Below are 23,615 nucleotides of genomic sequence, written 5' to 3' on the forward strand. Positions count from 1 at the left end.
GATTGATCATCAAGCGCTACTCCTCGACGTGCACGCTCTCCAGGTAGCTGCGCACCGCCCACAGGGCTTCCTGGCTCAGGTAATCGGCCATCTTCGGCATGTACACGCGGCCATCGCGCACCGCACCGTGAATGACTCGCTCCTTGAACCACTCATCACCACTGGCGCCCGTTTCGAGCAGACGCAGGTCAGGGGCGATACCGCCGGACTTGGCTTCCAGGCCGTGGCAGGCGGCGCAGTTCTGGTTGTAGGCCGAGGCGCCAATCTCGATGGCGCGCGGGTTGCCGCGATAAGGGTTTTCCTCCAGCCACTCCTCACCCAACGGCTCCAGACCATCGGTCTTGACCGCTTGCGGCACCACGTCACCGTGCGCCCACAACTGGGTGGAGGCGGCCAGCAGCATCAGGGCCAGGGTGGATTGGATCTTCTTCTTGTTCATGGCTAGGACCTCATCGAATGCACGCCGAACAGCCCGTTACGAGCTTGTGGCGTCCATCTTAGAAAGGCGCCTGCGCACACCGAATCCTGCTTTGGTGGCCGCGCTCTAGTCCCTTGGTAGTAGGGCTTGGGTCGCAGGTTTGCTGATCCCTTGGCAGCAAGGCCAAGTCATGGGGCGACTGGGAAATCCTCCCGGTGAAGTCGGGAGTTTTTCCGTAGGCGTCGAAGGGGCCGGGTTCCACCATCGGTTTGCCACTGCGGCACTTTCAACTCCAATGGGAAGCACAACCATGACAACAAGAAATCTACCCAGCAGCCCTCGCCCCCTGACGCTTGCCCTGATGCTGGCCGGCGGCCTGGCGCTGAGCCTGGGCGCGATTGCCAAGCCCGTCACCTGGGACGACATCGCCAACGACCACACTACCACCAGCAACGTGCTGCAGTACGGCATGGGCACCAATGCCCAACGCTGGAGCCCGCTTACCCAGGTCAACGCCGACAACGTGTTCAAGCTGACCCCGGCCTGGAGCTACTCCTTCGGTGACGAAAAGCAGCGCGGCCAGGAATCGCAGGCCATCATCCATGACGGCGTGGTCTACGTGACCGGCTCCTACTCGCGCGTCTTCGCCCTCGATGCGAAAACCGGCAAGCGCCTGTGGACCTACAACCACCGCCTGCCCGACGACATTCGCCCCTGCTGCGACGTGGTCAACCGTGGCGCCGCCATCTACGGCGACAAGATCTATTTCGGCACCCTCGACGCACGCGTCGTGGCGCTGAACAAGGACACCGGCAAGGTGGTCTGGAACAAGAAGTTCGCCGACCACTCCGCCGGCTACACCATGACCGGCGCACCGACCCTGGTGAAGGACGGCAAGACCGGCAAGGTGCTGCTGATCCACGGCAGCTCCGGCGATGAGTTTGGCGTGGTCGGCCGCCTGTTCGCCCGCGACCCGGACACCGGCGAGGAAGTCTGGATGCGCCCCTTCGTCGAAGGCCACATGGGCCGCCTCAACGGCAAGGACAGCACCCCGACCGGCGACGTCAAGGCACCGAGCTGGCCGGACGATCCCAACTCGCCGACCGGCAAGAAACAAGCCTGGAGCCAGGGCGGCGGCGCACCGTGGCAGAGCGCCAGCTTCGATGCCGAAACCAACACCATCATCGTCGGCGCCGGCAACCCGGCCCCGTGGAACGGCTGGGCACGCACCAGCGACGGCGGCAACCCGCACGACTATGACAGCCTCTACACCTCCGGCCAGGTCGGCGTCGACCCGAGCACCGGCGAAGTGAAGTGGTTCTACCAGCACACCCCGAACGATGCCTGGGACTTCTCCGGCAACAACGAGCTGGTGCTGTTCGACTACAAGGACAAGGACGGCAAGGTCACCAAGGCCACCGCCCACGCCGACCGCAACGGTTTCTTCTACGTAGTCGACCGCGCCAACGGCAAGCTGAAGAACGCCTTCCCCTTCGTCGACAAGATCACCTGGGCCAGCCACATCGACCTGAAGACCGGCCGGCCGGTGGAGAACCCGGGCCAGCGCCCGCCCAAGCCGAAGCCGGGCGAGAGCAAGGGTGAAGCGGTCGAGGTCTCGCCACCCTTCCTCGGCGGCAAGAACTGGAACCCCATGGCCTACAGCCAGGACACCGGCCTGTTCTACGTGCCGGCCAACCACTGGAAGGAGGACTACTGGGCCGAGGAAGCGCACTACAAGAAAGGCTCCGCCTACCTGGGCATGGGCTTTCGTATCAAGCGCCTGTTCGATGACCACGTTGGCATCCTGCGCGCGATGAACCCAACCACCGGCAAGGTCGAGTGGGAACACAAGGAACGCCTGCCGTTGTGGGCCGGCGTGCTGGCCACCAAGGGCAACCTGGTGTTCACCGGCACTGGCGACGGCTACTTCAAGGCCTTCGACGCCAAGAACGGCAAGGAGCTGTGGAAGTTCCAGGTCGGCACCGGGATCATCTCCCCGCCCATCACCTGGGAGCAGGACGGTGAGCAGTACATAGGCGTGACCGCCGGCTACGGCGGCGCCGTGCCGCTGTGGGGTGGCGACATGGCCGAGTTGACCAAACCGGTCGCCCAGGGCGGCTCCTTCTGGGTGTTCAAGCTGCCGAGCTGGGACAAGGCCAGCGCCCAACGCTGACGGCCCAACGCATGGCGCACCTGGGGTGCGCCATGCGCGCCAACCGTGGGAGGGGCTTTAGCCGCGACCGCCTCCCCATCCATTCATCCGAGGACTCGCCATGAACTACCTGCCTCTACTCATTCCAGTCGTGTTGCTGGTGCTCGGCAGCCACGCCATCGGCGCCGAGACCGACAACGACGACGTGCCGCTGATCAACGGCTGCCGCATCGAACCCGACAGCCAATGCCCCAACGCCAACCTGCGCGGCGCTGACCTGCGCAACCTCGACATGCGCCGCATGAACTTGTCCGGCGCCGATCTCTCCGGTGCCGACCTGCGCCACGCCAACCTCGACCTGAGCAATCTGGAAAAGGCCAAGCTGCGCGGCACCAACCTCACCCGCGCCAGCCTGCAACAGAGCAACCTGCGCCTGGCCGACCTATCTGGTGCCAGCCTGGTGGCCATTGGCGGCTGGGGCCTGTTCGCCCAGGCCGCGCAATTCGAAGGCGCCGACCTGCGCGCCGCCAACCTGGAATTCGCCCGCCTCTCCGGCGCCAAACTGCATGACGTGCAACTGCAGGCAGCCAACCTGGAGATGACCTGGCTGAGCAAGGCCGACCTCAAAGGCGCGCATCTGGAGGATGCCAACCTGCAGGAAGTGAAACTGGGCGGCGCCAACCTGGAAAACGCCAACCTCAGCGGCGCGCGCACCCGCTTCGGCAACTTCCAGGACGCCAACATGCCAGGCTGCATCGAGTGCCCCAAAGGCTGGGACTGATTCCATACTCAGCGCTGGGGCTAACCCGTAGGGTGGGCTTCAGCCCACCACCGACCGCCCACCACCAATAGAGAATGCAGCCAACAGCAACCCGCGTCCTGGCGGGTTGCACCCGCCCTACGACGGCCCAACCATCGTGTTGCGTAGGGTAGATCGGGGCAACTGGCGCTTTTTCATCCACCATTGGCGGGAGCAACGTCCGGGCTACCTGCTCAATGAAAGACAATGGCTCCATCATTTGCACACATGGAAAATGCCCTCACCCAATCCTGATAAGAGGTACGAAAATACTCGTCAGGATGTTTTGAAGCGTCAGCCTGATACTGAAGGAAGTCCTTATAAAGTCTTTTGCATACGACAGGGCCGATGACACCCTCTGCATCAGAGAAATCAATAAGCTCCCAGAATGCTCCTTTCTTGCCATTCCAAACGGCAGCATCGTACCGAAGCTCAGTTTCGCCATTGAATGACTTGTATGGCGTCTGTCCGTAGCCAGCGAGCTTTGCCAACTCATTCCGCCAGTAGTTGTATCCTGTATAGGAGCCTGCCCTGAAGTCGAAGGTCGACTCGTAACGATATACCTGCCCTGCCGTCAGACCGTCGAAACGTTCTACGAAGTCCACGGGAGCCAACTGAATTTGATCAGGTTCCGATGGCTCCCCATAACCATCTATTTTCGGTGACGAAACGATAGTTAGTTTTTCGTACGCCGTTACGTCCAGCCCAGCATTTGCAAAAAACGGCCACAAGAATATTACGAGAAATAACTGACGAAACATGAACACTCCTATCTGAAAGCTCTTACTTTCCCACTCTACGCATGGGAGCCACGCCTACGACACTCCAAATCGCCAGCAATTTCAAATTAGCAATGACATGCAAGTAGACGCAGAGTGTCGAGAATTGCGAAACGGTGGACAAGCTTCGCGTTGTCCCCCCTACAAACCCCGTCACAACGTAGGGAGGATGACGCTTTTTCATCATCTGCCAGCCAAGCCAGTGTCCAGGCTACTTGCTATGCATTGGGGCAACGGCCTGCAAACGCAGACAGAGCGTCGATGCCTGCTTCCCCAAGCAGAGCGTGGGAACGATCAAATCGTCACGAGATATCCGCATACACGCGATGAATACGTTCAAACAAATTTCTGAAGTGCATGTGATCCGCCTTATCCTCGCAGCGCATCATTAATTCTTCGGTATCACGCATTAACATATGCAACTGTTCAGCCCTTTCAGGAATAGGAACTCGCTTTGAGGCTTGAATTTTTTCTAAAGTATTTAATATGCGCTCATACTCTATCGCCGATATGGAGCCTCTGCGCGAGCCACGATTTTTTTCGTAAATTGAAATCTCCATAAGCTTTCTCATTTCTTGCATTTCGGCACGAAGCACTCCTAGCGCCAGCCCTTCTTTGTCACCTTTTAACTCAGGAATTTTTGCTGATTTACTGAGAGCAAGCAGCTTAACAATAGAGTTAACGTTTCCAACCTCTCCATCAGCAGTAACAGTTGCTTCAATAGCATCCTTTAACTCTCGCTGACTCTTGAGAACCTCGTGATACTTCATTTCCTTTGAATATTCAAGATAACGAAGAGGCGTTATATCAAATATCTTAGGAGTGCCGATTTCCTGAATCAGCACAACCGGTCGATCAAAAGCTTGCCTTATACCCAACTCAAAAAGCACATTCGGATTTCGACTACTAAGATCACACACAGCAACAGGAGCTTCGATAAGCTTCTTAAGAATATCGAGATGAATGAGATTTGTCGCTTTTACGTCATCCGCCCTAACCGCATTATATCCGGACATTTCGCACGCAGGAGCAACAATATCATCATAGACATGTTTAAAATGCCCCTAGGGATAACCATCTGTATCTGCAATCGGCATGATAATAAAGCAGTCTTTATCTTTAGTTGCATCAGCCATACTTACTCCCCCTGCATTAAGGCTGCTGATCAACAGCAAAACTCAAGTTGATCAACTAATTTTAAAGATGGGCCTAATCCAAAACCGGCCATGTGCCATCAATCTACACTGACCTAATGGCCAGCAGCTAGCCCGTATTACACACACTGGCCAAGAAGGACGCTGTTCTTGCTAAACGGTTTACAAATGTGTAGCGGCTGGCCCCGTAATCCAGCTTCCTAACAAGCCATTGCTCATCAGTCCCTCAAGCACTCTCCAAATCCCACCCTTACCACCCCACTATCAATCGCCAGATGCACCAACTCCGCCTGCGAGCTGATCTGCAGTTTGTTCTTCACCAGGGTCTGGTAGTTGGACAGGGTCTTGGCGCTGATGCACAGCTTCTCGGCGATCTGCCGGGGTGGCAGGCCGCGGGCGAGCATGACGAAGATCTCGAATTCGCGCTGGGTCAGCTCGCGCAGGCGTGGGTCGAGGCCATCTGCGCTGGTGGGGTTGCAGGCCAGTTGGGTGGCCAGGGGTTGTTCGATATAGGCGTGGCCGGCGGCGGTGCGTTTGACTGCTTCCACCAGCACTTCTGGCGATGAGTTCTTGGTCAGGTAGCCGATGGCGCCGGCGTCCAGCGCCTGGCGTACCAGGGGCAGTTCGTCGTGCATGCTGAAGAACAGGATGCGCAGTTGCGGCAGGCGCTGGCGCAGGCGGCGGGTGGTTTCCAGGCCGCTGATGCCAGGCAGGCCGATGTCCATGATCACCAGGTTGGGAATCTCTTCCTGCACCCGCTGCAGGGCCTGTTCGCCGTCGCAGGCTTCGCGCAGTTGTACGTCCGGCAACAGGGCGCGCAGCAGGCTGGCGTAGCCCTGGCGCACCACGGCGTGGTCGTCTACCAGCAGAATCTTCATGACGTTGCCTCCAGGGGAATGTTCAGGCACAGCGCCCAGCCCGCTTGCGGGCGGCTATGCAGGCGTAGCTCGCCGCCCAGGCTGCGGCTACGTTCGCGCATCGAGCGCAGGCCGATGCCGGGGCGCAGCGGTAGCGCAGTGCCCTGGCCGTTGTCGCGCACCAATAGGCGTAGGCCCTGGCCACGGCGTTGCAGGCGAATGCGTACTTCGCTGGCGTCGGCATGGCGGGCGACGTTAGTCAGCGCCTCCTGCACCAGGCGATAGAGATGGGCCTTGCTCGTCAGCGGCAGGCTCGGCAGGCGCTCGCCCAGTTGCAGACGGCAGCGAATGCCTTGCGCCTGCTGCCAGTCGGCGGCCAGTTGCTGCAGCGCCGGCCCTAGCTCCAGGCGCTCCAGCACCACCGGGTAGAGGTCGCGGATCAGGCTGCGAAAGCCCTGCTGCAGGCGTTCGCAGTTGTCGTCGAGCAGGCGCGCGGTGTCCTGTACCTGCTGCGGGCGGTCGGCGATCACCTTGAGCAAACAGGCCTGGGCGCGAATACCGCTGAGGTATTGGCCGAGGTCGTCGTGCAGGGTCTGGCCAAGGCGCGTGCGCTCGCGCTCCTGCAGCGCCAGCAGGGATTGGGTCAGCTCGGCGTTGTCCGCCTGCACCTGCTGCAGGGTGGTGGCCATGCCATTGAAGTGCGTCGCAAGATGCTTGGCCTCGGCAAGGCCGTGATCGCGCAAGCGGGTATCGAAGTGGCCAGCGCCGACTTCGCGCAGACCGGCGAGCAGTTCGTCCAGCACACGGCGGGCGCGGCGCACGGCGAAGCGGATGGTGAGCAGGCTGAGGATCAGGGCGAAGGCGCTGAGCAGCAGCAGTTGCAGCAACGAGTCCTGGATTTCCTCGATCTCGTCGAAGGGGTCGAGGGCGATATGCAGCTCGCGGCCATCGGCCAGCGGCCAGGCATCGCTCACCAGCGTCGTCGAACCCAGCAGGCGTTCGGCGATCCAGCGCTCGACCAGGCTCTTGCTCTGTGCCACGGGCTGCTCGCCGGGGCGCAGCCAGCTCACGCGGATATGTCGCAGGTTCTCGGTCAGTTCCGGGCGCAGGCTGCCTGGGTTGGTGCGCGCTACTTCGCCGAGGTATTCCACCACCGCCTCGGCAGCCTGCAGCTCACGCTGCACGTCATGGCTGGCCTGGCGCAGCAACAACGCCAACCCGGCCAGGGTCACCAGCACGAACAGCAGGCTGACCACCAGGTTGATACGGCCGAGAGCGCTCATCTGCTTGACCCGGCTACTTGACAACGAAGTAGCCGAGCATGCCCTTGCCTTCCAGGCCCTTGGCGTAGAAGCGGTATTTGCCCGGCTTGACCGGCAGGAAGAAGATTTCCGCCTGGCCGGCCTCCTCGAATTCCAGTTCAGTGAGGGTCATGGCCTTGACCTCCACACCGCCGGCCTCGACCTTGCGCAGGTAGATCGAAGTGGCGAACTCCGGCGCCTGGAAGGCGTATTCCTTCTGGCCGTTGGAGATGACCTTGAGCTGGTAGGCCTGGCCGGTTTCCAACTGGTATTCGCTCTGCGACATGAAGTAGTCACTGTCGTCGCTGCCCAGCACCAGATCGGGCAACGCGATTGGGCGGCGGGTCATGTCGCCGGCGGCATGCAACTGGTCGACGCCGAGCAGGCTGATGATCAGCAATAGCGGCAGCAGCAGAGCCTTGAAGATACGCATGGCGGTCACCTGTTCTTGTTATTGGGCAGTGCCTGCCATGCTAGGAAGTAACGGTGCGCATCGGGTTACTACCTTGGTACTGCCGGGCTGGTACTTTGGGCAGGTTGGCGGCGCCAATTGGCGTGACGGACTACGACCTTCGTACGTGGCGGGCGCTACCTTGGGCATATTTCCCGTGCCTGTTGCGCTTCCTATGCTGGCGGCATCCTCCGATGGAGCCGCCCCATGCGCCCGCTCAGCCAAGTTCTGCTCTGCCTCGTCGCCAGCCTCGGCCTGACCCTGAGCGCCAGCGCGGACGAGTTGCAGGTGCGCATCGGCTACCTGGCACATCAGCCGCCGCGCGGGCCGCTGCTGTCCAACGTCATCCCCGAACCCACCGATGCCGGCCGCCGTGGCGCCGAACTGGCGATCATCGACAGCAACAGCACCGGGCGCTTCCTCAAGCAGCAGTTCGAGCTGCAGAGCGCCGAGAGTGACCAGGCTGACGAGCTGCTCGCCGCTGCCGAACGCCAGCACCAGGCGGGCATTCGCCTGTTCGTGGTCAACGCCCCGGCCGCCACCCTGCGCCAGCTCAGCGAGCGCCTGCCGGACAGCCTGCTGTTCAATGCCGGCAGCGCCGACGACGGCCTGCGCCGCGAGCAGTGCCTGGGCAACGTGCTGCACACCCTGCCCAGCCGCGCCATGCTGGCCGACGCCCTGGCGCAGTTTCTCGCCGTGCGCAAATGGACGCGCTGGCTGCTGGTGACCGGCACCACAGAAGATGACAACGCCTACGCCGACGCGCTCAAGCGCGCGGCGAAACGCTTCGGCCACAAGATCGTCGCCGAGAAGCCCTGGAGCTTCGACAACGACCAACGGCGCAGCGCCCAGGCGGAGATGCCGCTGTTCACCCAGGCCAGCGAGTACGACGTGGTGCTGGTGGCCGACGAGCGCGGCGACTTCGGCGAATACCTGCCCTACAACACCTGGCTGCCGCGCCCGGTGGCCGGCACCCAGGGCCTGACCCCGACCGCCTGGCACAAGACGGTGGAAACCTTCGGCGCCGCGCAGCTGCAGAAACGCTTCGAGGAGTTGGCCGGACGCTGGATGAACGACCGCGACTTCGCCGCCTGGATGGCCGTGCGCAGCATCGCCGCCGCCGTGACCAAGCTGCGCAACGCCGAGCCGCAAGCCATTCGCACGCTGGCGCTGTCCGCCGACCTGCCGCTGGATGGCTTCAAGGGCCGCAAGCTGAGCTTTCGCCCATGGAACGGCGAGCTGCGCCAGCCCATCGAGCTGGTGCACCCGCGCGCACTGGTCAGTACTTCACCGCAGGATGGCTTCCTCCACCCCAGCAACGAAATGGACAGCCTTGGTTACGACCGGCCTGAGGTGAGTTGCGATCTGGCGGGGACGCCTCATGGATAGCATCTGTGGGAGGTGCTTCAGCGGCGACAGTCGCGGCTGAAGCCCCTCCCACAGAAGCAAGGCTCTGCCAACAACTACAACAAGAGGATCAACCCCATGCGCCTGACCCGACTCGCCTGCGCCGTCGCCTTCGGCCTGGCCTGCCACTCGGCCCTTGCCGCCACGGCCTACGTGTCCAACGAGAAGGATGACAGCATCAGCGTCATCGACCTCGACAGCCTCGAAGTTACCGCCACCCTCGACGTTGGCATGCGCCCGCGTGGGCTGCTGCTGTCCTCCGACAACAAGCTTTTGTACATCTGCGCCAGCGACTCGGATCGCGTGCAGGTGATGGATCTGGCCACGCGCAAGATCATCAAGGAGCTGCCATCCGGCGCCGATCCCGAGCAGTTCGCCCTGCACCCCAACGACCGCTGGCTGTACATCTCCAACGAGGACGATGCGCTGGTCACGGTGGTCGACACGCAGAGCGACGAGGTGCTGGCGCAGATCGACGTGGGCGTGGAGCCCGAAGGCATGGCGGTGAGCCCGGACGGCAAATGGGCGGTCAACACCAGCGAAACCACCAACATGCTGCACTGGATCGACACCAGCACTCAGCAACTGGTGGACAACACCCTGGTCGACCAGCGTCCGCGCCATGTCGAGTTCGACAAGGACGGCAAGCGCCTGTGGGCCTCGGCCGAGATCGGCGGCACGGTGACGGTGGTCGACGTGGACTCGCGCCAGGTGCTCAAGGTGCTCAAGTTCGCCATCAAGGGCGTGCACCCGGACAAGGTGCAGCCGGTGGGGGTCAAGCTGACCGACGACGGCAAGTACGCCTTCGTCGCGCTTGGCCCGGCCAACCATGTGGCCGTGGTGGATGCCAAGACCTACGAGATTCTCGACTACCTGCTGGTGGGCCGGCGCGTCTGGCACCTGGCCTTCACCCCGGATCAAAAACGCCTGCTGACCACCAATGGCGTCAGCGGCGACGTGTCGGTGATCGACGTCGACAGCCTCAAGGTGACCAAGTCGATCAAGGTCGGTCGCTACCCCTGGGGCGTGGCGGTGACGCCATGAATGCCTTGGAGGTGAGCGGTGTCGGTTTCGCCTATGGTGCCCGCCAGGCCTTGAATGATCTGGCTTTCGAACTGGCGCCGGGGCGTTTCGGCGCCCTGCTCGGCCCCAACGGCGCCGGCAAGTCGACCCTGATCGCCCTGCTCACCCGCCTGTACGACCTGCAGCAGGGCGATATCCGCATCTTCGGCCACAGCCTGCGCAATGAGCCGCGCCAGGCGCTGCGCCAGCTCGGCGTGGTGTTCCAGCAGAGCACGCTGGATCTCGACCTCTCGGTGCAGCAGAACCTCGCCTACCACGCCGCACTGCACGGCATGCCGCGCCGCGAGGCGCAGGCGCGTATCGACGAGGAATTGCTGCGCCAAGATCTCGCCGAGCGTCGTCACGACAAGGTGCGCACGCTCAACGGCGGCCACCGCCGCCGCGTGGAGATTGCCCGCGCCCTGCTCCATCAACCGCGCCTGCTGCTGCTCGACGAAGCCAGCGCTGGGCTCGACCCGGCCAGCCGCCTGGCGCTCGGTCGCCACGTACGCAACCTGTGCCGCGAGCAGGGTTTGTGCGTGCTGTGGACGACCCACCTGCTGGACGAGATCGAATCCAGCGATGACCTGCTGATCCTGCACCGTGGCGAGCGCGTGGTCTGGGGCAAGGCCAGCCAGTTCGGCGACGACCTGGCCATCAGCTTCGCCCGCCTCACCGGTGACGAGGCGCTGGGCCGTGGCCATGTGCGCGAGGCGCTGCGGCCCAGTGGTGGGAGGGGCTTCAGCCGCGAGATCCATAATATCGAAGAGCTCGCGGCTAAAGCCCCTCCCACGCCCCCCGCAAACTCCTCAAAGGAGCCACACCCATGACCGCCTACTGGGAATGCCTGCGCGGCATCGTCCTGCGCGAATGGCTGCGCTTCGTGCTACAGCGCTCGCGCTTTCTCAGCTCGCTGGTGCGCCCGCTGCTGTGGCTACTGGTGTTCGCCGCCGGCTTCCGCGCCGCGCTGGGCATCGCCATCATCGAGCCGTACGACACCTACATCACCTACGACACCTATATCGTGCCGGGCCTGGCCTGCATGATCCTGCTGTTCAACGGCATGCAGGGCTCGCTGTCGATGGTCTACGACCGCGAGATGGGCAGCATGCGTGTGCTACTCACCAGCCCGCTGCCGCGCGCCTTTTTGCTGGTGGCCAAGCTGCTGGCCACAGCGCTGATCTCGCTGCTGCAGGTCTATGCCTTTCTCGTCATCGCCTGGATGTACGGCGTGCAACCGCCGGCCTGGGGCCTGCTCGCCGCACTGCCGGCGCTGCTGCTGGTGGCACTACTGCTCAGTGCGCTGGGGCTGCTGCTGTCCAACGGCATCCGGCAACTGGAGAACTTCGCCGGGGTGATGAACTTCGTCATCTTCCCGATGTTCTTCCTGTCGTCTGCGCTGTATCCGCTATGGAAGATGCGCGAGTCCAGCGAGTGGCTGTACTGGCTGTGCGCGTTCAACCCCTTCACCCATGCCGTGGAGCTGGTGCGTAACGCGCTGTACCTGCGCCTGCAGGTCGAGGCGTTGGCGGTGTGCAGCGGCCTGACGCTGCTGCTCACCCTGCTCGCCGTGGCCACCTTCAACCCGCAGCACGCGGCGCTGCGCAAGGTGGGCTAGGCAACAGGTGCGGCGGCGTACTGCTTCGCGAGTACGCCCTACGCGACACGCAGACCAAACACGTCCCGTAGGGCGGACTCAGGAGCGCCAGCGAACAGTCCGCCAGGCCATGCCAAGCCTGGCTGCACAACGAAACTCAATCGGCGTACTACTTCCGAGCGGCCTGCGCACCGGGAGATCCCGTGCTGTCTTTTGGGATTTGAATGGCGCACTGCTTTGCGAGTACGCCCTACCGCTCTGTGACGCTCACACCCGCCCTACCCACTGACCGCTCTACTACTTTGGTACTGGTTTTCCTCTCCATCGTAGAATTCCCAAGCCTGCGACCATGGCCTGTAATACCGGCACAACAATAAGTAGAGACCTTGCCATGAAGTACCGTCTGCCCGTGCAAGCAGGCCTGATGCTCGCCTCCTTGCTGTTGGTCTGCGTCGTGCGTGCCGAAGCCCTGTTCGATGCCGACGGCTATCGCAACAGCCAATACCGCAGTCCCACGCCGACCAGCCTGGACGGCGTGCAGATCCTCGATACCCCCGCGCTGCAGAAGCTGCTCAGCGAACGCCCCGACACACGGCTGATCGACGTCTACCGGCGCCCGTTCGTGCAGGATCGCTTCGTCGAGGACGCGCCTCATGCCAACCTGCCAGGCAGCCTGTGGCTGGCCAATGTCGGCGACGGCAATCTGGCCCGACAGTGGCAACGCTATTTCACCTACTATCTGCACCAGCAGAGCCATGGCGACGTGCGCCAGCCCTTCGTCTTCTATTGCCGCTCCGACTGCTGGCTGAGCTGGAACGCCGCGCGCCGCGCTCATGCCATGGGCTACCGCCAGCTCTACTGGTACCGTGACGGCGTCGATGCCTGGGAACAGGCCGGCCTGCCGCTGGTGCCCGCCCAACCTGCGGAACTGCCTGCTGCTTTCCTCACGCCCACCGCCACCCCATAATCACAACAACGAGGTGCAAGGCCATGTACAAGATTCTGATTGCCGACGACCATCCGCTGTTTCGTGAAGCCATTCATAACGTCATCGCCGACGGTTTCCCCGGCAGCGAGATCATGGAAACCGCCGACCTGGACAGCGCCCTGGAGCTGACCCAGAGCCATGACGACCTGGATCTGATCCTGCTCGACCTGAACATGCCCGGCATGCATGGGCTGGGTGGCCTGATCAACCTGCGCAACGAGGCGCCGACCATCCCGGTGGTGATCGTATCTGCCGAGCAGGACAAGCAGGTGGTGCTGCAGGCCATCACCTACGGCGCGGTGGGTTTCATCACCAAATCCTCGCCACGGGCGCAGATGACCGATGCCATAGGCCAGATCCTCGATGGCAACGTCTACCTGCCGCCGGATATCATCCGTACGCAGAAGAGCGGCAGCTCGCGCCAGCACCACGACAACCCGAGCATCGCCCCGGAGCTGCTGCAGGCGCTGACGCGCAAGCAACTGCTGGTGCTCGAACGCATGACCAAGGGCGAGTCGAACAAGCAGATCGCCTACAGCCTGGATATCGCCGAAACCACGGTCAAAGCCCACGTTTCAGCCATTTTGCGCAAGCTCGGCGTGCACAACCGGGTGCAGGCGATCCTCTCGGCCGGCGACATCGACTTCGCCGCCTACCTGCGGCGCTGAGCGGCGTGCTAAAACGGCGATTTCATTCTCTGGAGTCGCTCCAATGCTGATCCGCCCCTTCCAACCGGCCGACGAAGCCGCCGTTATCGATCTCTGGCGGCGCTGCGACCTGATCCGCCCGTGGAACGATCCGTTCAAGGACATCCAGCGCAAGCTCGCGGTGCAGCCCGAGTTGTTCCTGCTCGGGGAAATCGACGGCACCCTGGTCGCCTCGGCCATGGCGGGCTACGAGGGGCATCGCGGCTGGATCAACTACCTGGCGGTGTGCCCCGAACGGCGCAGGCAGGGCCTGGCGCGGCAACTGATGCAGCATATCGAGGAGAAGATGCTCGCCCTCGGCTGCCCCAAGCTGAGCCTGCTGGTGCGCAACACCAACCACGAGGCCCTGGCTTTCTACGAACGCCTCGGCTATCAGATCGATGCCTCGGTCAGCCTGGGCAAGCGCCTGATCAGTGACGAGTGATGCGCCGCTTCAGATGCGCAACTGGCCCAGGCTCTGCAGCACGCTGGCGCCGGTGAACAGCATCAGCACCTGCTCCTCTGCCAGCATACGAATGGCTTCACGCTGCTGCGGCTGGCCGATGTAGTCCAGCGACAGCTCGAACAGGTTGCGGCTGATCAGGCCCGACACCTGGCGCACCGTGCCCTCGCCCACCATCGCTGGCAGCAGCTTGAATTCGATGATGTCTTCGGCCATGTCGCTGGCGAAATCGTCCATCACCTGGCGCAGCGCCTCGCGCAGCAACGGCGAGGCGCCATGCAGCTCACGCACGCCGATGATGAAGGCTTCGGGGTGCTCGGCCACGAAGTCGAAGAACAACGTCACCGTCTCATGGCAGACCCGCCGCCCTCGGCCCAGATCGATCCCCAGCAATCGCTGCAGCATCGGCCCTTCGTCCTTGACCGCGCGCTGTGCAGCCTCGCGGCGCAGATCACGCAACGGCTGGCGCAGCAGCGTGGAAATTTCGCCGATCAGCGTCAGCCCCAGGTCATCGACATCACGAAAGTGCCGGTAGAAGGTGTTGGGGTTCAGCCCGGCCTCGCGCGCCAGCTCACGCAGGCCCAGACTGCTCAGGCTGCGCTGGGTTGAGGTGAGACGTAACGCGGCCTCCAGCAGCAGCCGCTTGCCTGGCGCCTCGCTGGCTCGCTCGCGGATCGTTTTGCCCTCGTCGTGCATCGCGGCCCCTACCTTAGGTTGGCTTGTCGGTTGGCTGGATTGCCAGGGAGTATACACATGTCTACCTTGGTAGACAGATGTAGACACCCATAAGAACGACAAGCAGGAGTCACCCCATGAACGCGTCCGTGTCCCCTCCACCGGCACCGCGCCATTGCAAGATCGCCATTCTCGGCAGTGGTTTTTCCGGCCTCGGCATGGCCATCCGCCTCAAGCAGCAGGGCGAACAGGACTTCCTGCTGTTCGAGAAGGAAGCAGGTGTCGGCGGTACCTGGCGCGTGAACAATTACCCGGGCTGCGGCTGCGACGTGCAATCGCACCTGTATTCCTTCTCCTTCGAGCCGAACCCGAACTGGACGTGCATGTTCGCCAAGCAGCCGGAAATCAAGGGTTACCTGGAAGGCTGCTGGGAGAAGTATCGCCTGCAGGACAAGACCCTGCTGGGTACCGAGGTGGTGCAGATCCGCTGGGACGAGCAAACCGAGCTGTGGCAGCTGCAGGATCGCGCCGGTAACCGCTACAGCGCGCAGTTCGTGGTATCGGGCATGGGCGCGCTGTCGACGCCGTCGATTCCCAAGCTCAAAGGGCTGGAGAGCTTCACCGGCGAGGTCTTCCATTCGCAGCAGTGGAACCATGACTACGACCTGACCGGCAAGCGCGTGGCGGTTATCGGCACCGGCGCCTCGGCCATCCAGTTCGTGCCGCAGATTCAGAAGCAGGTCGCCCGCCTCGACCTCTACCAGCGCACCGCGCCGTGGATCATGCCCAAGCCGGATCGCGCCATTCGCGATGGCGAGCGCAGCCGCTTCAAGCGCTTCCCGCTGGCGCAGAAGCTCTGGCGTGGCGCCCTTTACGGCATCCTCGAAAGCCGGGTGATCGCCTTCGCCTTCGCCCCGCGCCTGCTGCGCATGGCCCAGGGCATCGCCAGGCTGTACATCAAGAAGCAGATCAAGGATCCGACGCTGCGCGCCAAGGTGACCCCGGACTACACCATGGGTTGCAAGCGCGTGCTGATCTCCAACGACTATTACCCGGCGCTGACCCAGACCAATGTCGAGGTGATCACCGATGGCGTCGCCGAGATCCTGCCGAACGGCGTACGCACGGCCGATGGCCAGATGCGCGAGGTGGACGCCATCATCTTCGGCACCGGCTTCACCCCCAGCGATCCGCTGCCACGCGGCACGGTATTCGGCCGCGGCGGTGTCGACCTGCTCGACACCTGGCCCGAGGGCCCGGAAGCCTACAAGGGCACCATGACTGCCGGTTTCCCCAACCTGTTCTTCCTCATGGGACCGAACACGGGTCTGGGCCACAACTCGATGGTGTACATGATCGAATCGCAGATCACCTACGTGCTCGGTGCCCTGAGCCAGCTCGAAGAAGGTCGGCTGCAGAGTCTTGAGCCCAAGCGCGAGGTGCAGGAAGCGTTCAACCGCAAGATTCAGGGAGCAGCCCGCAATACCGTGTGGAATGCCGGCGGCTGCATGAGTTGGTACCTGCACCCGGTCAGCGGCCGCAACTGCACGGTATGGCCGGGCTTTACCTGGCGCTTTCGCATGCTCACCCGCCACTTCGATCCCGAGGCCTATCACTTCAGCCGCCGCAATGCCGTGCATCCGGCGCAAAGCGATGCCCTGATTCACGACGCCCAGGAGGCCACCGCATGAAATCCTTCGAAGGCAAAGTAGCTGCCATCACTGGCGCCGGGTCCGGTATCGGCCGCGCTCTCGCCTATCACCTGGCCCGCCAGGGTTGCCACCTGGCGCTCTCGGACGTGAACGTCGAAGGGCTCGGAGAAACCGCCGAACAGGCACGCCGGCTCGGCGTCACCGTCAGCGCAACGCCGGTCGATGTCGCCGACCGCGCTGCGGTGCAAGCCTGGGCGGAACAAGTGGTGAACGAGTTCGGGCGGGTCAACGCCATCTTCAACAATGCCGGCGTGGCTCAGGGCGGTACGGTAGAAGGCAACGACTACGCCGACTACGAGTGGATCATGGGCATCAATTTCTGGGGCGTGGTCAACGGCACCAAGGCCTTCCTGCCGCACCTCAAGGCCAGCGGCGAGGGCCATGTGATCAACGTCTCCAGCGTCTTCGGCCTGTTCGCCCAACCCGGCATGAGCGGCTACAACGCCAGCAAGTTCGCCGTGCGCGGCTTCACCGAGTCGCTGCGCCAGGAGCTGGACATGGCGCGTTGCGGCGTCTCCGCCAGTTGCGTGCACCCGGGCGGCATCCGCACCAACATCGCCAAGACCGCGCGGATGAACGACAGCCTGGCCAAGGTTACCGGGCAGGACGTGGAACAGGCGCGTCAGCAGTTCAACGACCAGTTACTGCGCACCACGCCGGAGCAGGCCGCCAAGGTCATCGTCAATGGCGTGCTGGCCAACAAGCGGCGCATCCTGATCGGCGGCGACGCCCATGCCCTGGACTGGATGCAACGCAGCCTGCCAGCGGCGTACCAGCGCCTGGTCACCTTCAGCATGGCCATGGCGGCACGCTTCGCGCCCAAGCCACGACGCGTGGACAAGGTTCGCGAAGCGACCGAGTAAGCGCCGAGGGGGCGACGCAGGGCCGGCTCATGCCGGCCCTGCGCGTTTGTCGGCTCACGCTCGGCAGCTCGGTGTCTGCGCTAAGGTGAAAGGCAGACGCACCACTCATCCACGCGGCGCCGCTCCCGGCTCCCGGCTGGAACCTAGGTGTGGCGTCGACACCGAGGGCGGCGCCTCGACCGAGGAGGCCACGCTCATGAGCGCGCTCACCTGCACCCACCGCGACCACACCATCCGCGCCACGGTGATGGAACACCCCGGCCTGCCCACTCCCTGGGCGGGCGGCTGCCAGATCACCGATCCTGACGGCAAGACCAGCAAACGCCTCACCTTGCCGATGGACTACGCCTTCATGACCGACCTGGACAAGGCCCAGCGGGCGTCCATTGCCCACGGCAAATGGCTGGTGGATCAGAAGCTGGATCACGGCCGTCACTGGCATTGACGGTGCGGGGTCGCACCGCTCGTGGCCCGGATGCAAGCCGGGCTACGAACGCTTGCGCAGGGGGTCGAGCAGCGGCTTGAGGCCGTTGTGATCGATCTCCTGCATCAAAGCCAGCAACTGCCCCAGCTCGCCCTTGGGAAAGCCTTCGCGGGCGAACCAGTTGAGGTAGTGGCCTGGCAGGTCGGCGATCAACCGATCCTTGTACTTGCCGTAGGGCATACGGCGGGTCACCAGGAGTTTCAGCGCTTCGGGGTTCATCATGGGCTCGGCTGGCAGGAAAACGCCTGCCATTGTGCCAGGCCTCAGCGGCAAAGGGCTTCGCGAACGAAGTCGAGCCGATCCTGGCCGAAGAACATCTCGCCACCGACGAAGCAGGTCGGCGCGCCGAACACGCCACGCTTCACCGCTTCTTCGGTGGTGGCCTTGAGTGCGTCCTTGACTGCCGGCTCGGCGATCTGTGCCTGCAACGCGGCGACGTCGAAGCCCGCGCCGGCCAGTACCTCGGCCACCTTGAGAGGATCGGCGAGATTGGCTCCCTCCACCCACAAGGCCTGAAACAGCGCCTGCAATGCGGCTTCGAAGCGCGCGGGCTGATGCAGTTGCACGGCGACCAGCAGGCGCATCAGCGTCAGGGTATTGATGGGGAAATGCGGATTGAAGCGCATCGGCACGCCATAGCGTTCGGCGAAGCGGGCCAGGTCGCGCATCATGTAGCGCCCCTTGGCGGGGATCATCGCCGGCGACGCGTTGCCGGTGGCCTGGAACACGCCGCCCAGCAGCATCGGCCGGTACACCAGCTCGGCGCCCGTGGCGTGGCAGAGGATGGGGAGCTGGGTATGCGCCAGGTAGGACGCAGGGCTGCCCAGGTCGAAGAAGAATTCCACGATCTTGCTCATCACTGTCTCCCGGTTGTCGCGGTGCTGATCGATCCGATCCATGCTCACCAGCGCTCCATCCAGGGGCGCAAATCCAGCTCGAAAGTCCAGGCATCGCGTGGCTGACTGTGCAGGTACCAGTAGCTGTCGGCGATGTGCTGCGGATCAAGGATGCCATCCTGATCCTTCAGTGCATAACGCTCGGGGAAATTATCACGGATGAAGGCCGTGTCGATGGCGCCGTCGACGACGACATGGGCGACATGCACGTTCAACGGTCCCAGCTCACGGGCCATGCTCTGCGCCAACGCGCGGATGCCATGCTTGGCGCCCGCGAACGCGGCGAAACCCGCTGCTCCGCGCAGGCCTGCAGTCGCGCCGGTGAAGAGGATGGTGCCGCGCCCACGGGCGACCATGCGCCTGGCCACGGCCTGGCTGGTGAGAAAACCCGCGAAGCAGGCCATCTCCCAGACCTTGAAGTATTTGCGCGCGGTTTCCTCGAGGATGCTGCACGGCACGTTGGCGCCGATGTTGAACACCATGACCTCGATCGGCCCGATGTCGCGCTCGATGCCTTCGACCAGGTCGGCAACCTGCTCCTCGCGCCGCGCATCCGAGGCGAAGCCATGGGCCTCGCCGCCTTCGCTGCGGATCGTCTCCAGCAGCGGCTGCAGCTTGTCCAGGCTGCGCCGGGTCACGCAGGCGACATAGCCCTCGCGGGCGAAACGGCGAGCAATGGCGCCGCCCGTGGCATCGCCGGCACCGATGATCAGGGCGATTTTCTTGTTCTCGTTCATGGCCTCTCCTATTGACTAACGACCGTTAGCTGAACGAACGTTATGCCTCGCTTGACCATCGGTCAAGCCAGCACGGCAAGGAGTCGATCATGCGCTATTGCGCCGAACACAAAGCAGCAACCCGCGAGCGCCTGCTCACCGGCAGCAGCGCACTGGCCAAGCAGCAGGGCTTCGCCGTGACCGGCGTGGATGCCCTGATGAAGACCATCGGCCTGAGCGGCGCCGCCTTCTACAGTCACTTCCCCAGCAAGGACGCGCTGTTCGCCGAGCTGATCGAACGTGAACTGGGCAACAGCCTGGAACGCCTCGCTGGCTCGCCAGGCGACGGGCGCGACACGCTGCAACGCTGCCTGCATGCCTACCTCAGCCTGGCGCACGTCGAGCAACCGGACAAAGGCTGCGTGCTGCCAACGCTGGGCGCAGAAATCGCCCGCGCGGACGAGCCCGTGCGACAGCTGACCGAGCAGCACATCCTGCGCCTGCAGCAGGCCTGGGCCGAAATTCTCGGCGATGGCCAACTGGCCTGGAGCCTCCTCGCCCAGTGCCTGGGCAGCCTGATGCTGGCGCGCATGATGGCCAGCACGGAGTCTCGCCAGCAGGTGCTGGATGCCAGCCGTGACATGCTCGAACACACATTGCAGTCTGTCGGCTGAGCGCGGATGCCGTTAGGCTAGGCAGGTCTTTTCTGCCCAGGATCGAGTCATGCCCCACACCCCCTCCCCGCTGGTTGGTGAAACCCCGCTGCATGCCATCGAAGTCCGCATCCTCGGCTGCCTGATCGAAAAGCAGCTCACCACCCCGGAAAGCTACCCGCTGACCCTCAACGCGCTGCAACTGGCCTGTAACCAGAAGACCAGCCGCGAGCCGCTGATGAGCCTGGAAACCGGCGAAGTCGGCCGCTACCTGCGCAGCCTGGAAGGCCGCAAGCTGGTGCACCTGGTGATGGGCAGCCGCGCCGACCGCTGGGAACAGCGTTGCGACAAGCAACTGGAACTGGTCAAACCGCAAACCGTGCTGCTAGGCCTGCTGCTGTTGCGCGGGCCGCAGACGCTGAACGAACTGCTCACCCGCAGCAACCGCATGCACGATTTCGATGACGTAGACGACGTCCAGCACCAACTGGAGCGTCTGATTGGCCGTGGCCTGGCAGTGCTGCTGCCGCGCCAGAGTGGCCAGCGCGAGGATCGCTACATGCATCTGCTGGGCGAGCCTGCCGATCTGGAAAGCCTGCTCGCCAACCGCCCTCAGAGCCGCAGCGAGGCTTCGGCACCTAACGATGATCGTCTGGTCGAACTGGAAGCGCGCATCGCCGCACTCGAAGAACGTCTGGCGCGCCTGGAAGGCGCGCAGTAACCCAAAGGAGCTCATGCATTGAATTTCAAGACTCGTTTCTGCCTCATCCTCGGCGCCACCCTGATCGCTGCCGGCTGCAGCAGCACGGCGGACAAACCGGCCGCCGCCGCGGCCCCGAGCGGCCCGACGCCCGATAGCTGCACCTCCTCCGTGGTCGAACACCTCAAGGGCCAGACCGCCACGCCGGAGTTGCTGGAGCAAGCCCGCCAGCAGGCTGGTGCCAGTAGCGCACGCATCCTCACCCCGACCAGCGTGGTGACCCTGGAATACAACCGCCAGCGCCTGAACCTCAATGTGGATGAGCAGCGCATCATCACGCGCGTGACCTGCGGCTAAGCCTCGCCCTGGTGCGGGCTTGCCCGCACCAACCTCTGGCGCAGTTATCATTAGCGCGCTAACTTGAACCTCCCGCCACCTAACAGGCCGCTGCCATGACCACTCCCGTGGAACCCTGCGCCGAGCTGCTGCTGGACAACCAGCTGTGCTTCGCCCTCTATTCCACCTCGCTGATGATGACCAAGACCTACAAGCCGCTGCTGCAGGCACTGGGTCTCACCTACCCGCAGTACCTGGCCATGCTGGTGCTGTGGGAAAACGAAGGCATCACCGTCAGCGAAATCAGCGCCCGCATGCTGACCGACCCGGGCTCGCTCACCCCGCTGCTCAAGCGTCTGGAGAGCGAGGGCCTGCTGCAGCGCCAACGCAGCAGCCAGGATGAGCGCGTGGTGCAGCTCCACCTCACCGACAAGGGCCGTGCCCTGCACGAACAGGCCAAGGCATTGCCGGCCTGCATTCTCAAGGCCTCGGGCCTCGACTTGCCGACCCTGGGCAAGTTGCGTGACGACCTGGTCGACCTGCGCCAGCACCTGCAGGACGCGCTCTGATCGCGGGCGATGCGAGCCATCGCCCCGTCCGCCTCTCATTCTCCCCGCCTGACCTGCCCTACCAACCTGCCCCTCCTGCGTCTTCCATACCCTACCAGACGGCTTGCGCGTGAGCGCAAGATGGCCACCCCAATACGGCTCTAGCCCTCGCCGTAGCTGCTTATTCCATCGAACACTGCCCATATAACCAAATACTTTATACATTTATATTGCGCGCAAAACATATGCGCACTAAAGTTCACCCCATGGAAACGGTTAGCGCACAAATGATTAGCGAGCCAATCCATCATTCACTGACCTAACGAGGAATATCGCCATGACTATCGAAAACGTTCTCTACCGCGCCACCGCTGAAGCCTTTGGTGGCCGTGAAGGCCGCGCCGTTTCTTCCGACGGCATTCTGGACATCGCCCTCACCACGCCGAAAGAACTCGGCGGCGCTGGCGGCAACGGCACCAACCCGGAACAACTGTTCGCTGCCGGCTACTCTGCCTGCTTCCTGGGTGCCCTGAAGTTCGTCGCCGCTCGCGACAAACTGAGCATCCCGGCGGACACCTTCATCGAAGGCACCGTGGGCATCGGCGCCATCCCCACCGGCTTCGGCATCGAAGTGGAACTGCGCATCAGCCTGCCGGGCCTGGATCGCGACGCCGCGCAAACCCTGGTGGATCGCGCGCACATCGTCTGCCCGTACTCCAACGCCACCCGCGGCAACATCGACGTCACCCTGACCATCGTCTGACCGATCCGGCGCCTGGCTTCCCGGCGCCCTCCCACTAAAAGGAGCAGGAACATGAACATCTCGCGCACCCTCACCGCTGGCTTGCTCGCCCTGGCCATCAACAGCAGTTTTGCCGCCGGCAGCCCCGGCGTGGAACGAACCACTCAGGGCTTCCTCGATGCCCTGGCCGCTGGCGGCGGGCAGCCGCTGGAAAGCCTTTCGCCGAAAGACGCCCGCGCCGTACTGGTCGGCGCTCAGGCCGGGGTCAAGGTGGATGTGTCAGGTATCGTGGTCGACACCAAGGTGATCCAGGTGAATGGCCAGTCGCTCACCCTCAAGGTGGTACGACCCGAAGGTGCGCGCGGCCTTCTGCCGGGCTTCATGTTCTTCCACGGCGGTGGCTGGGTGCTGGGCGACTATCCGACCCACGCACGCCTGATCCGCGACTTGGTGGTGGGCTCTGGCGCGGCGGCGATCTACGTCGACTACACGCCGTCGCCTGAGGCCAAGTACCCGACCGCGATCAACCAGGCCTATGCCGCGACCCAATGGGTGGCCGACAACGGCAGCCAGATCGGTGTCGACGGTTCGCGCCTGGCAGTGGCCGGCAACAGTGTTGGCGGCAATATGGCAGCCGTGGTGGCAATCAAGGCCAAGGAAGCCGGTACGCCGAAACTGCGCGCCCAGGTGCTGCTGTGGCCAGTGACCGATGCCAACTTCAACAATGCGTCGTACAACCAGTTCGCCGAAGGCCATTTCCTGACGCGCGGCATGATGGAATGGTTCTGGGACAACTACACCACCGACCCGAAACAGCGTAACGAGATCTATGCCTCGCCATTGCGCGCCAGCCTGGAACAACTCAAAGGCCTGCCACCGGCCCTGGTGCAGACCGCCGAGATGGACGTGCTGCGCGACGAGGGCGAAGCCTACGCCCGCCGTCTGAATGCCGCTGGCGTGCCGGTGACCGCCGTGCGCTACAACGGCATGATCCACGACTACGGCCTGCTCAATGTCGTGGCTGAAGTCCCGGCGGTACGCACTGCCCTGGATCAGGCTGCGCAGACGTTGAAAAACAGCCTCAAGTAAGCGGCTGAAAAAACAAAACCCCGCCACCGTTGACGGTTGCGGGGTTTCCTTTTTTTGTGGGGTGGCTTTTAGCTCTGGGTTGTTCCG

Annotated in this window: 28 protein-coding genes; 18 read left to right on the forward strand and 10 right to left on the reverse strand. The window is 63.3% G+C overall.

Going from position 1 to position 23,615, the window contains the following annotated elements; translation table 11 throughout:
* Nucleotides 1-16: 16 nt before the first annotated feature.
* Nucleotides 17-439: a cytochrome c-550 PedF gene (gene pedF / locus VC352_RS02565; protein ID WP_322978006.1), complete on the reverse strand. Its 423-nt coding sequence runs from the start codon at nucleotides 437-439 to the stop codon at nucleotides 17-19.
* A gap of 289 nt (nucleotides 440-728) precedes the next feature.
* On the opposite strand from pedF, the gene exaA reads away from it, so the two are divergent.
* Together exaA and VC352_RS02575 are read left to right on the forward strand one after the other, a co-directional pair.
* Entirely contained in the window at nucleotides 729-2,591 is a 1,863-nt protein-coding gene (exaA, locus tag VC352_RS02570; RefSeq protein ID WP_416340057.1) for a quinoprotein ethanol dehydrogenase, read from the forward strand.
* A 100-nt stretch (nucleotides 2,592-2,691) separates the two neighbouring features.
* Nucleotides 2,692-3,351 (forward strand): pentapeptide repeat-containing protein, encoded by a 660-nt coding sequence (locus VC352_RS02575; RefSeq protein ID WP_322978007.1) that lies wholly within the window; start codon nucleotides 2,692-2,694, stop codon nucleotides 3,349-3,351.
* A 212-nt stretch (nucleotides 3,352-3,563) separates the two neighbouring features.
* Here the strand turns inward: VC352_RS02575 and VC352_RS02580 are convergent, their stop codons facing one another.
* The 5 genes from VC352_RS02580 to VC352_RS02600 all read right to left on the reverse strand — a co-directional run bounded on the left by VC352_RS02580 (nucleotide 3,564) and on the right by VC352_RS02600 (nucleotide 7,893).
* Nucleotides 3,564-4,130 carry a hypothetical protein gene (locus VC352_RS02580; RefSeq protein WP_322978008.1) on the reverse strand — a complete coding sequence of 189 codons (567 nt, stop codon included), beginning with the start codon at nucleotides 4,128-4,130 and terminating at the stop codon, nucleotides 3,564-3,566.
* Nucleotides 4,131-4,450: 320 nt separating this feature from the next.
* Complete coding sequence (locus tag VC352_RS02585; RefSeq protein WP_322978009.1) at nucleotides 4,451-5,164, reverse strand: hypothetical protein; 714 nt, start codon at nucleotides 5,162-5,164, stop codon at nucleotides 4,451-4,453.
* Between the two features lie 356 nt (nucleotides 5,165-5,520).
* Nucleotides 5,521-6,180 carry a response regulator transcription factor gene (locus VC352_RS02590; protein ID WP_322978010.1) on the reverse strand — a complete coding sequence of 220 codons (660 nt, stop codon included), beginning with the start codon at nucleotides 6,178-6,180 and terminating at the stop codon, nucleotides 5,521-5,523.
* Nucleotides 6,177-7,442 carry a histidine kinase gene (locus VC352_RS02595; RefSeq protein WP_322978011.1) on the reverse strand — a complete coding sequence of 422 codons (1,266 nt, stop codon included), beginning with the start codon at nucleotides 7,440-7,442 and terminating at the stop codon, nucleotides 6,177-6,179. Before VC352_RS02595 ends, VC352_RS02590 begins: the two co-directional genes overlap by 4 nt.
* A gap of 13 nt (nucleotides 7,443-7,455) precedes the next feature.
* A complete protein-coding gene (locus VC352_RS02600; protein WP_322978012.1) occupies nucleotides 7,456-7,893 on the reverse strand; it encodes a copper-binding protein in 438 nt (145 codons plus the stop codon).
* Nucleotides 7,894-8,118: 225 nt separating this feature from the next.
* Between VC352_RS02600 and VC352_RS02605 the strand changes: the two genes are divergently transcribed.
* From VC352_RS02605 to VC352_RS02635, 7 genes are all read left to right on the forward strand, one after another.
* Nucleotides 8,119-9,300: an ABC transporter substrate-binding protein gene (locus VC352_RS02605; protein ID WP_322978013.1), complete on the forward strand. Its 1,182-nt coding sequence runs from the start codon at nucleotides 8,119-8,121 to the stop codon at nucleotides 9,298-9,300.
* Between the two features lie 96 nt (nucleotides 9,301-9,396).
* Complete coding sequence (locus tag VC352_RS02610) at nucleotides 9,397-10,362, forward strand: YVTN family beta-propeller repeat protein (RefSeq protein ID WP_322978014.1); 966 nt, start codon at nucleotides 9,397-9,399, stop codon at nucleotides 10,360-10,362.
* The gene (locus VC352_RS02615) at nucleotides 10,359-11,210 is read left to right on the forward strand and encodes an ABC transporter ATP-binding protein (RefSeq protein WP_322978015.1); all 852 of its coding nucleotides are present in this window, start codon (nucleotides 10,359-10,361) and stop codon (nucleotides 11,208-11,210) included. Before VC352_RS02610 ends, VC352_RS02615 begins: the two co-directional genes overlap by 4 nt.
* Nucleotides 11,207-11,998 (forward strand): ABC transporter permease, encoded by a 792-nt coding sequence (locus VC352_RS02620; RefSeq protein ID WP_322978016.1) that lies wholly within the window; start codon nucleotides 11,207-11,209, stop codon nucleotides 11,996-11,998. The genes VC352_RS02615 and VC352_RS02620 overlap by 4 nt, the downstream gene beginning before the upstream one ends.
* A gap of 370 nt (nucleotides 11,999-12,368) precedes the next feature.
* A complete protein-coding gene (locus VC352_RS02625) occupies nucleotides 12,369-12,944 on the forward strand; it encodes a PQQ-dependent catabolism-associated CXXCW motif protein (protein WP_322978017.1) in 576 nt (191 codons plus the stop codon).
* Between the two features lie 23 nt (nucleotides 12,945-12,967).
* Nucleotides 12,968-13,633, forward strand: a complete 666-nt coding sequence (locus VC352_RS02630) for a response regulator transcription factor (protein WP_322978018.1) — start codon at nucleotides 12,968-12,970, stop codon at nucleotides 13,631-13,633.
* 43 nt (nucleotides 13,634-13,676) lie between these two features.
* Entirely contained in the window at nucleotides 13,677-14,096 is a 420-nt protein-coding gene (locus VC352_RS02635; RefSeq protein ID WP_322978019.1) for a GNAT family acetyltransferase, read from the forward strand.
* 9 nt (nucleotides 14,097-14,105) lie between these two features.
* Here the strand turns inward: VC352_RS02635 and VC352_RS02640 are convergent, their stop codons facing one another.
* On the reverse strand, nucleotides 14,106-14,810 hold the full coding sequence (locus VC352_RS02640; RefSeq protein WP_322978020.1) for a TetR family transcriptional regulator: 705 nt from the start codon (nucleotides 14,808-14,810) through the stop codon (nucleotides 14,106-14,108).
* 116 nt (nucleotides 14,811-14,926) lie between these two features.
* Between VC352_RS02640 and VC352_RS02645 the strand changes: the two genes are divergently transcribed.
* The 3 genes from VC352_RS02645 to VC352_RS02655 all read left to right on the forward strand — a co-directional run bounded on the left by VC352_RS02645 (nucleotide 14,927) and on the right by VC352_RS02655 (nucleotide 17,809).
* Nucleotides 14,927-16,480: an NAD(P)/FAD-dependent oxidoreductase gene (locus VC352_RS02645; RefSeq protein ID WP_322978021.1), complete on the forward strand. Its 1,554-nt coding sequence runs from the start codon at nucleotides 14,927-14,929 to the stop codon at nucleotides 16,478-16,480.
* Nucleotides 16,477-17,364: an SDR family NAD(P)-dependent oxidoreductase gene (locus VC352_RS02650; RefSeq protein ID WP_322978022.1), complete on the forward strand. Its 888-nt coding sequence runs from the start codon at nucleotides 16,477-16,479 to the stop codon at nucleotides 17,362-17,364. Before VC352_RS02645 ends, VC352_RS02650 begins: the two co-directional genes overlap by 4 nt.
* Nucleotides 17,365-17,560: 196 nt before the next feature.
* Nucleotides 17,561-17,809 carry a hypothetical protein gene (locus VC352_RS02655; RefSeq protein ID WP_322978023.1) on the forward strand — a complete coding sequence of 83 codons (249 nt, stop codon included), beginning with the start codon at nucleotides 17,561-17,563 and terminating at the stop codon, nucleotides 17,807-17,809.
* Nucleotides 17,810-17,851: 42 nt separating this feature from the next.
* On the opposite strand, the gene VC352_RS02660 is transcribed toward VC352_RS02655, so the two are convergent.
* The 3 genes from VC352_RS02660 to VC352_RS02670 are packed head-to-tail and all read right to left on the reverse strand — an operon-like array spanning nucleotide 17,852 to nucleotide 19,481.
* Nucleotides 17,852-18,067 (reverse strand): DUF3820 family protein, encoded by a 216-nt coding sequence (locus VC352_RS02660; RefSeq protein WP_322978144.1) that lies wholly within the window; start codon nucleotides 18,065-18,067, stop codon nucleotides 17,852-17,854.
* Nucleotides 18,068-18,111: 44 nt separating this feature from the next.
* Nucleotides 18,112-18,705, reverse strand: coding sequence for a 2-hydroxychromene-2-carboxylate isomerase (locus VC352_RS02665; RefSeq protein ID WP_322978024.1), 594 nt, complete (start codon nucleotides 18,703-18,705; stop codon nucleotides 18,112-18,114).
* Nucleotides 18,706-18,749: 44 nt separating this feature from the next.
* A complete protein-coding gene (locus tag VC352_RS02670; protein WP_322978025.1) occupies nucleotides 18,750-19,481 on the reverse strand; it encodes an SDR family oxidoreductase in 732 nt (243 codons plus the stop codon).
* 89 nt (nucleotides 19,482-19,570) lie between these two features.
* On the opposite strand from VC352_RS02670, the gene VC352_RS02675 reads away from it, so the two are divergent.
* The 6 genes from VC352_RS02675 to VC352_RS02700 all read left to right on the forward strand — a co-directional run bounded on the left by VC352_RS02675 (nucleotide 19,571) and on the right by VC352_RS02700 (nucleotide 23,528).
* Nucleotides 19,571-20,134: a TetR/AcrR family transcriptional regulator gene (locus VC352_RS02675; RefSeq protein ID WP_322978026.1), complete on the forward strand. Its 564-nt coding sequence runs from the start codon at nucleotides 19,571-19,573 to the stop codon at nucleotides 20,132-20,134.
* A gap of 49 nt (nucleotides 20,135-20,183) precedes the next feature.
* Nucleotides 20,184-20,834: a YceH family protein gene (locus tag VC352_RS02680; protein WP_322978027.1), complete on the forward strand. Its 651-nt coding sequence runs from the start codon at nucleotides 20,184-20,186 to the stop codon at nucleotides 20,832-20,834.
* 18 nt (nucleotides 20,835-20,852) lie between these two features.
* Nucleotides 20,853-21,170 carry an I78 family peptidase inhibitor gene (locus tag VC352_RS02685; protein WP_322978028.1) on the forward strand — a complete coding sequence of 106 codons (318 nt, stop codon included), beginning with the start codon at nucleotides 20,853-20,855 and terminating at the stop codon, nucleotides 21,168-21,170.
* Nucleotides 21,171-21,265: 95 nt separating this feature from the next.
* Nucleotides 21,266-21,718: a MarR family transcriptional regulator gene (locus VC352_RS02690; RefSeq protein WP_322978029.1), complete on the forward strand. Its 453-nt coding sequence runs from the start codon at nucleotides 21,266-21,268 to the stop codon at nucleotides 21,716-21,718.
* 316 nt (nucleotides 21,719-22,034) lie between these two features.
* A complete protein-coding gene (locus VC352_RS02695) occupies nucleotides 22,035-22,460 on the forward strand; it encodes an organic hydroperoxide resistance protein (protein ID WP_106735689.1) in 426 nt (141 codons plus the stop codon).
* A 51-nt stretch (nucleotides 22,461-22,511) separates the two neighbouring features.
* Nucleotides 22,512-23,528, forward strand: coding sequence for an alpha/beta hydrolase (locus tag VC352_RS02700; protein ID WP_322978030.1), 1,017 nt, complete (start codon nucleotides 22,512-22,514; stop codon nucleotides 23,526-23,528).
* Nucleotides 23,529-23,615 lie beyond the last annotated feature (87 nt).

This window comes from Pseudomonas sp. C11 (assembly GCF_034683865.1).
GTDB lineage: Bacteria > Pseudomonadota > Gammaproteobacteria > Pseudomonadales > Pseudomonadaceae > Aquipseudomonas.

Excerpts from the sequence above, each read along its gene's own strand:
- pedF (WP_322978006.1), bottom strand. The coding sequence starts at position 439 with ATGAACAAGAAGAAGATCCAATCCACCCTGGCCCTGATGCTGCTGGCC.
- exaA (WP_416340057.1), top strand. The coding sequence starts at position 729 with ATGACAACAAGAAATCTACCCAGCAGCCCTCGCCCCCTGACGCTTGCC.
- VC352_RS02575 (WP_322978007.1), top strand. The coding sequence starts at position 2,692 with ATGAACTACCTGCCTCTACTCATTCCAGTCGTGTTGCTGGTGCTCGGC.
- VC352_RS02580 (WP_322978008.1), bottom strand. The coding sequence starts at position 4,130 with ATGTTTCGTCAGTTATTTCTCGTAATATTCTTGTGGCCGTTTTTTGCA.
- VC352_RS02585 (WP_322978009.1), bottom strand. The coding sequence starts at position 5,164 with ATGTCCGGATATAATGCGGTTAGGGCGGATGACGTAAAAGCGACAAAT.
- VC352_RS02590 (WP_322978010.1), bottom strand. The coding sequence starts at position 6,180 with ATGAAGATTCTGCTGGTAGACGACCACGCCGTGGTGCGCCAGGGCTAC.
- VC352_RS02595 (WP_322978011.1), bottom strand. The coding sequence starts at position 7,442 with ATGAGCGCTCTCGGCCGTATCAACCTGGTGGTCAGCCTGCTGTTCGTG.
- VC352_RS02600 (WP_322978012.1), bottom strand. The coding sequence starts at position 7,893 with ATGCGTATCTTCAAGGCTCTGCTGCTGCCGCTATTGCTGATCATCAGC.
- VC352_RS02605 (WP_322978013.1), top strand. The coding sequence starts at position 8,119 with ATGCGCCCGCTCAGCCAAGTTCTGCTCTGCCTCGTCGCCAGCCTCGGC.
- VC352_RS02610 (WP_322978014.1), top strand. The coding sequence starts at position 9,397 with ATGCGCCTGACCCGACTCGCCTGCGCCGTCGCCTTCGGCCTGGCCTGC.
- VC352_RS02615 (WP_322978015.1), top strand. The coding sequence starts at position 10,359 with ATGAATGCCTTGGAGGTGAGCGGTGTCGGTTTCGCCTATGGTGCCCGC.
- VC352_RS02620 (WP_322978016.1), top strand. The coding sequence starts at position 11,207 with ATGACCGCCTACTGGGAATGCCTGCGCGGCATCGTCCTGCGCGAATGG.
- VC352_RS02625 (WP_322978017.1), top strand. The coding sequence starts at position 12,369 with ATGAAGTACCGTCTGCCCGTGCAAGCAGGCCTGATGCTCGCCTCCTTG.
- VC352_RS02630 (WP_322978018.1), top strand. The coding sequence starts at position 12,968 with ATGTACAAGATTCTGATTGCCGACGACCATCCGCTGTTTCGTGAAGCC.
- VC352_RS02635 (WP_322978019.1), top strand. The coding sequence starts at position 13,677 with ATGCTGATCCGCCCCTTCCAACCGGCCGACGAAGCCGCCGTTATCGAT.
- VC352_RS02640 (WP_322978020.1), bottom strand. The coding sequence starts at position 14,810 with ATGCACGACGAGGGCAAAACGATCCGCGAGCGAGCCAGCGAGGCGCCA.
- VC352_RS02645 (WP_322978021.1), top strand. The coding sequence starts at position 14,927 with ATGAACGCGTCCGTGTCCCCTCCACCGGCACCGCGCCATTGCAAGATC.
- VC352_RS02650 (WP_322978022.1), top strand. The coding sequence starts at position 16,477 with ATGAAATCCTTCGAAGGCAAAGTAGCTGCCATCACTGGCGCCGGGTCC.
- VC352_RS02655 (WP_322978023.1), top strand. The coding sequence starts at position 17,561 with ATGAGCGCGCTCACCTGCACCCACCGCGACCACACCATCCGCGCCACG.
- VC352_RS02660 (WP_322978144.1), bottom strand. The coding sequence starts at position 18,067 with ATGAACCCCGAAGCGCTGAAACTCCTGGTGACCCGCCGTATGCCCTAC.
- VC352_RS02665 (WP_322978024.1), bottom strand. The coding sequence starts at position 18,705 with ATGAGCAAGATCGTGGAATTCTTCTTCGACCTGGGCAGCCCTGCGTCC.
- VC352_RS02670 (WP_322978025.1), bottom strand. The coding sequence starts at position 19,481 with ATGAACGAGAACAAGAAAATCGCCCTGATCATCGGTGCCGGCGATGCC.
- VC352_RS02675 (WP_322978026.1), top strand. The coding sequence starts at position 19,571 with ATGCGCTATTGCGCCGAACACAAAGCAGCAACCCGCGAGCGCCTGCTC.
- VC352_RS02680 (WP_322978027.1), top strand. The coding sequence starts at position 20,184 with ATGCCCCACACCCCCTCCCCGCTGGTTGGTGAAACCCCGCTGCATGCC.
- VC352_RS02690 (WP_322978029.1), top strand. The coding sequence starts at position 21,266 with ATGACCACTCCCGTGGAACCCTGCGCCGAGCTGCTGCTGGACAACCAG.
- VC352_RS02695 (WP_106735689.1), top strand. The coding sequence starts at position 22,035 with ATGACTATCGAAAACGTTCTCTACCGCGCCACCGCTGAAGCCTTTGGT.
- VC352_RS02700 (WP_322978030.1), top strand. The coding sequence starts at position 22,512 with ATGAACATCTCGCGCACCCTCACCGCTGGCTTGCTCGCCCTGGCCATC.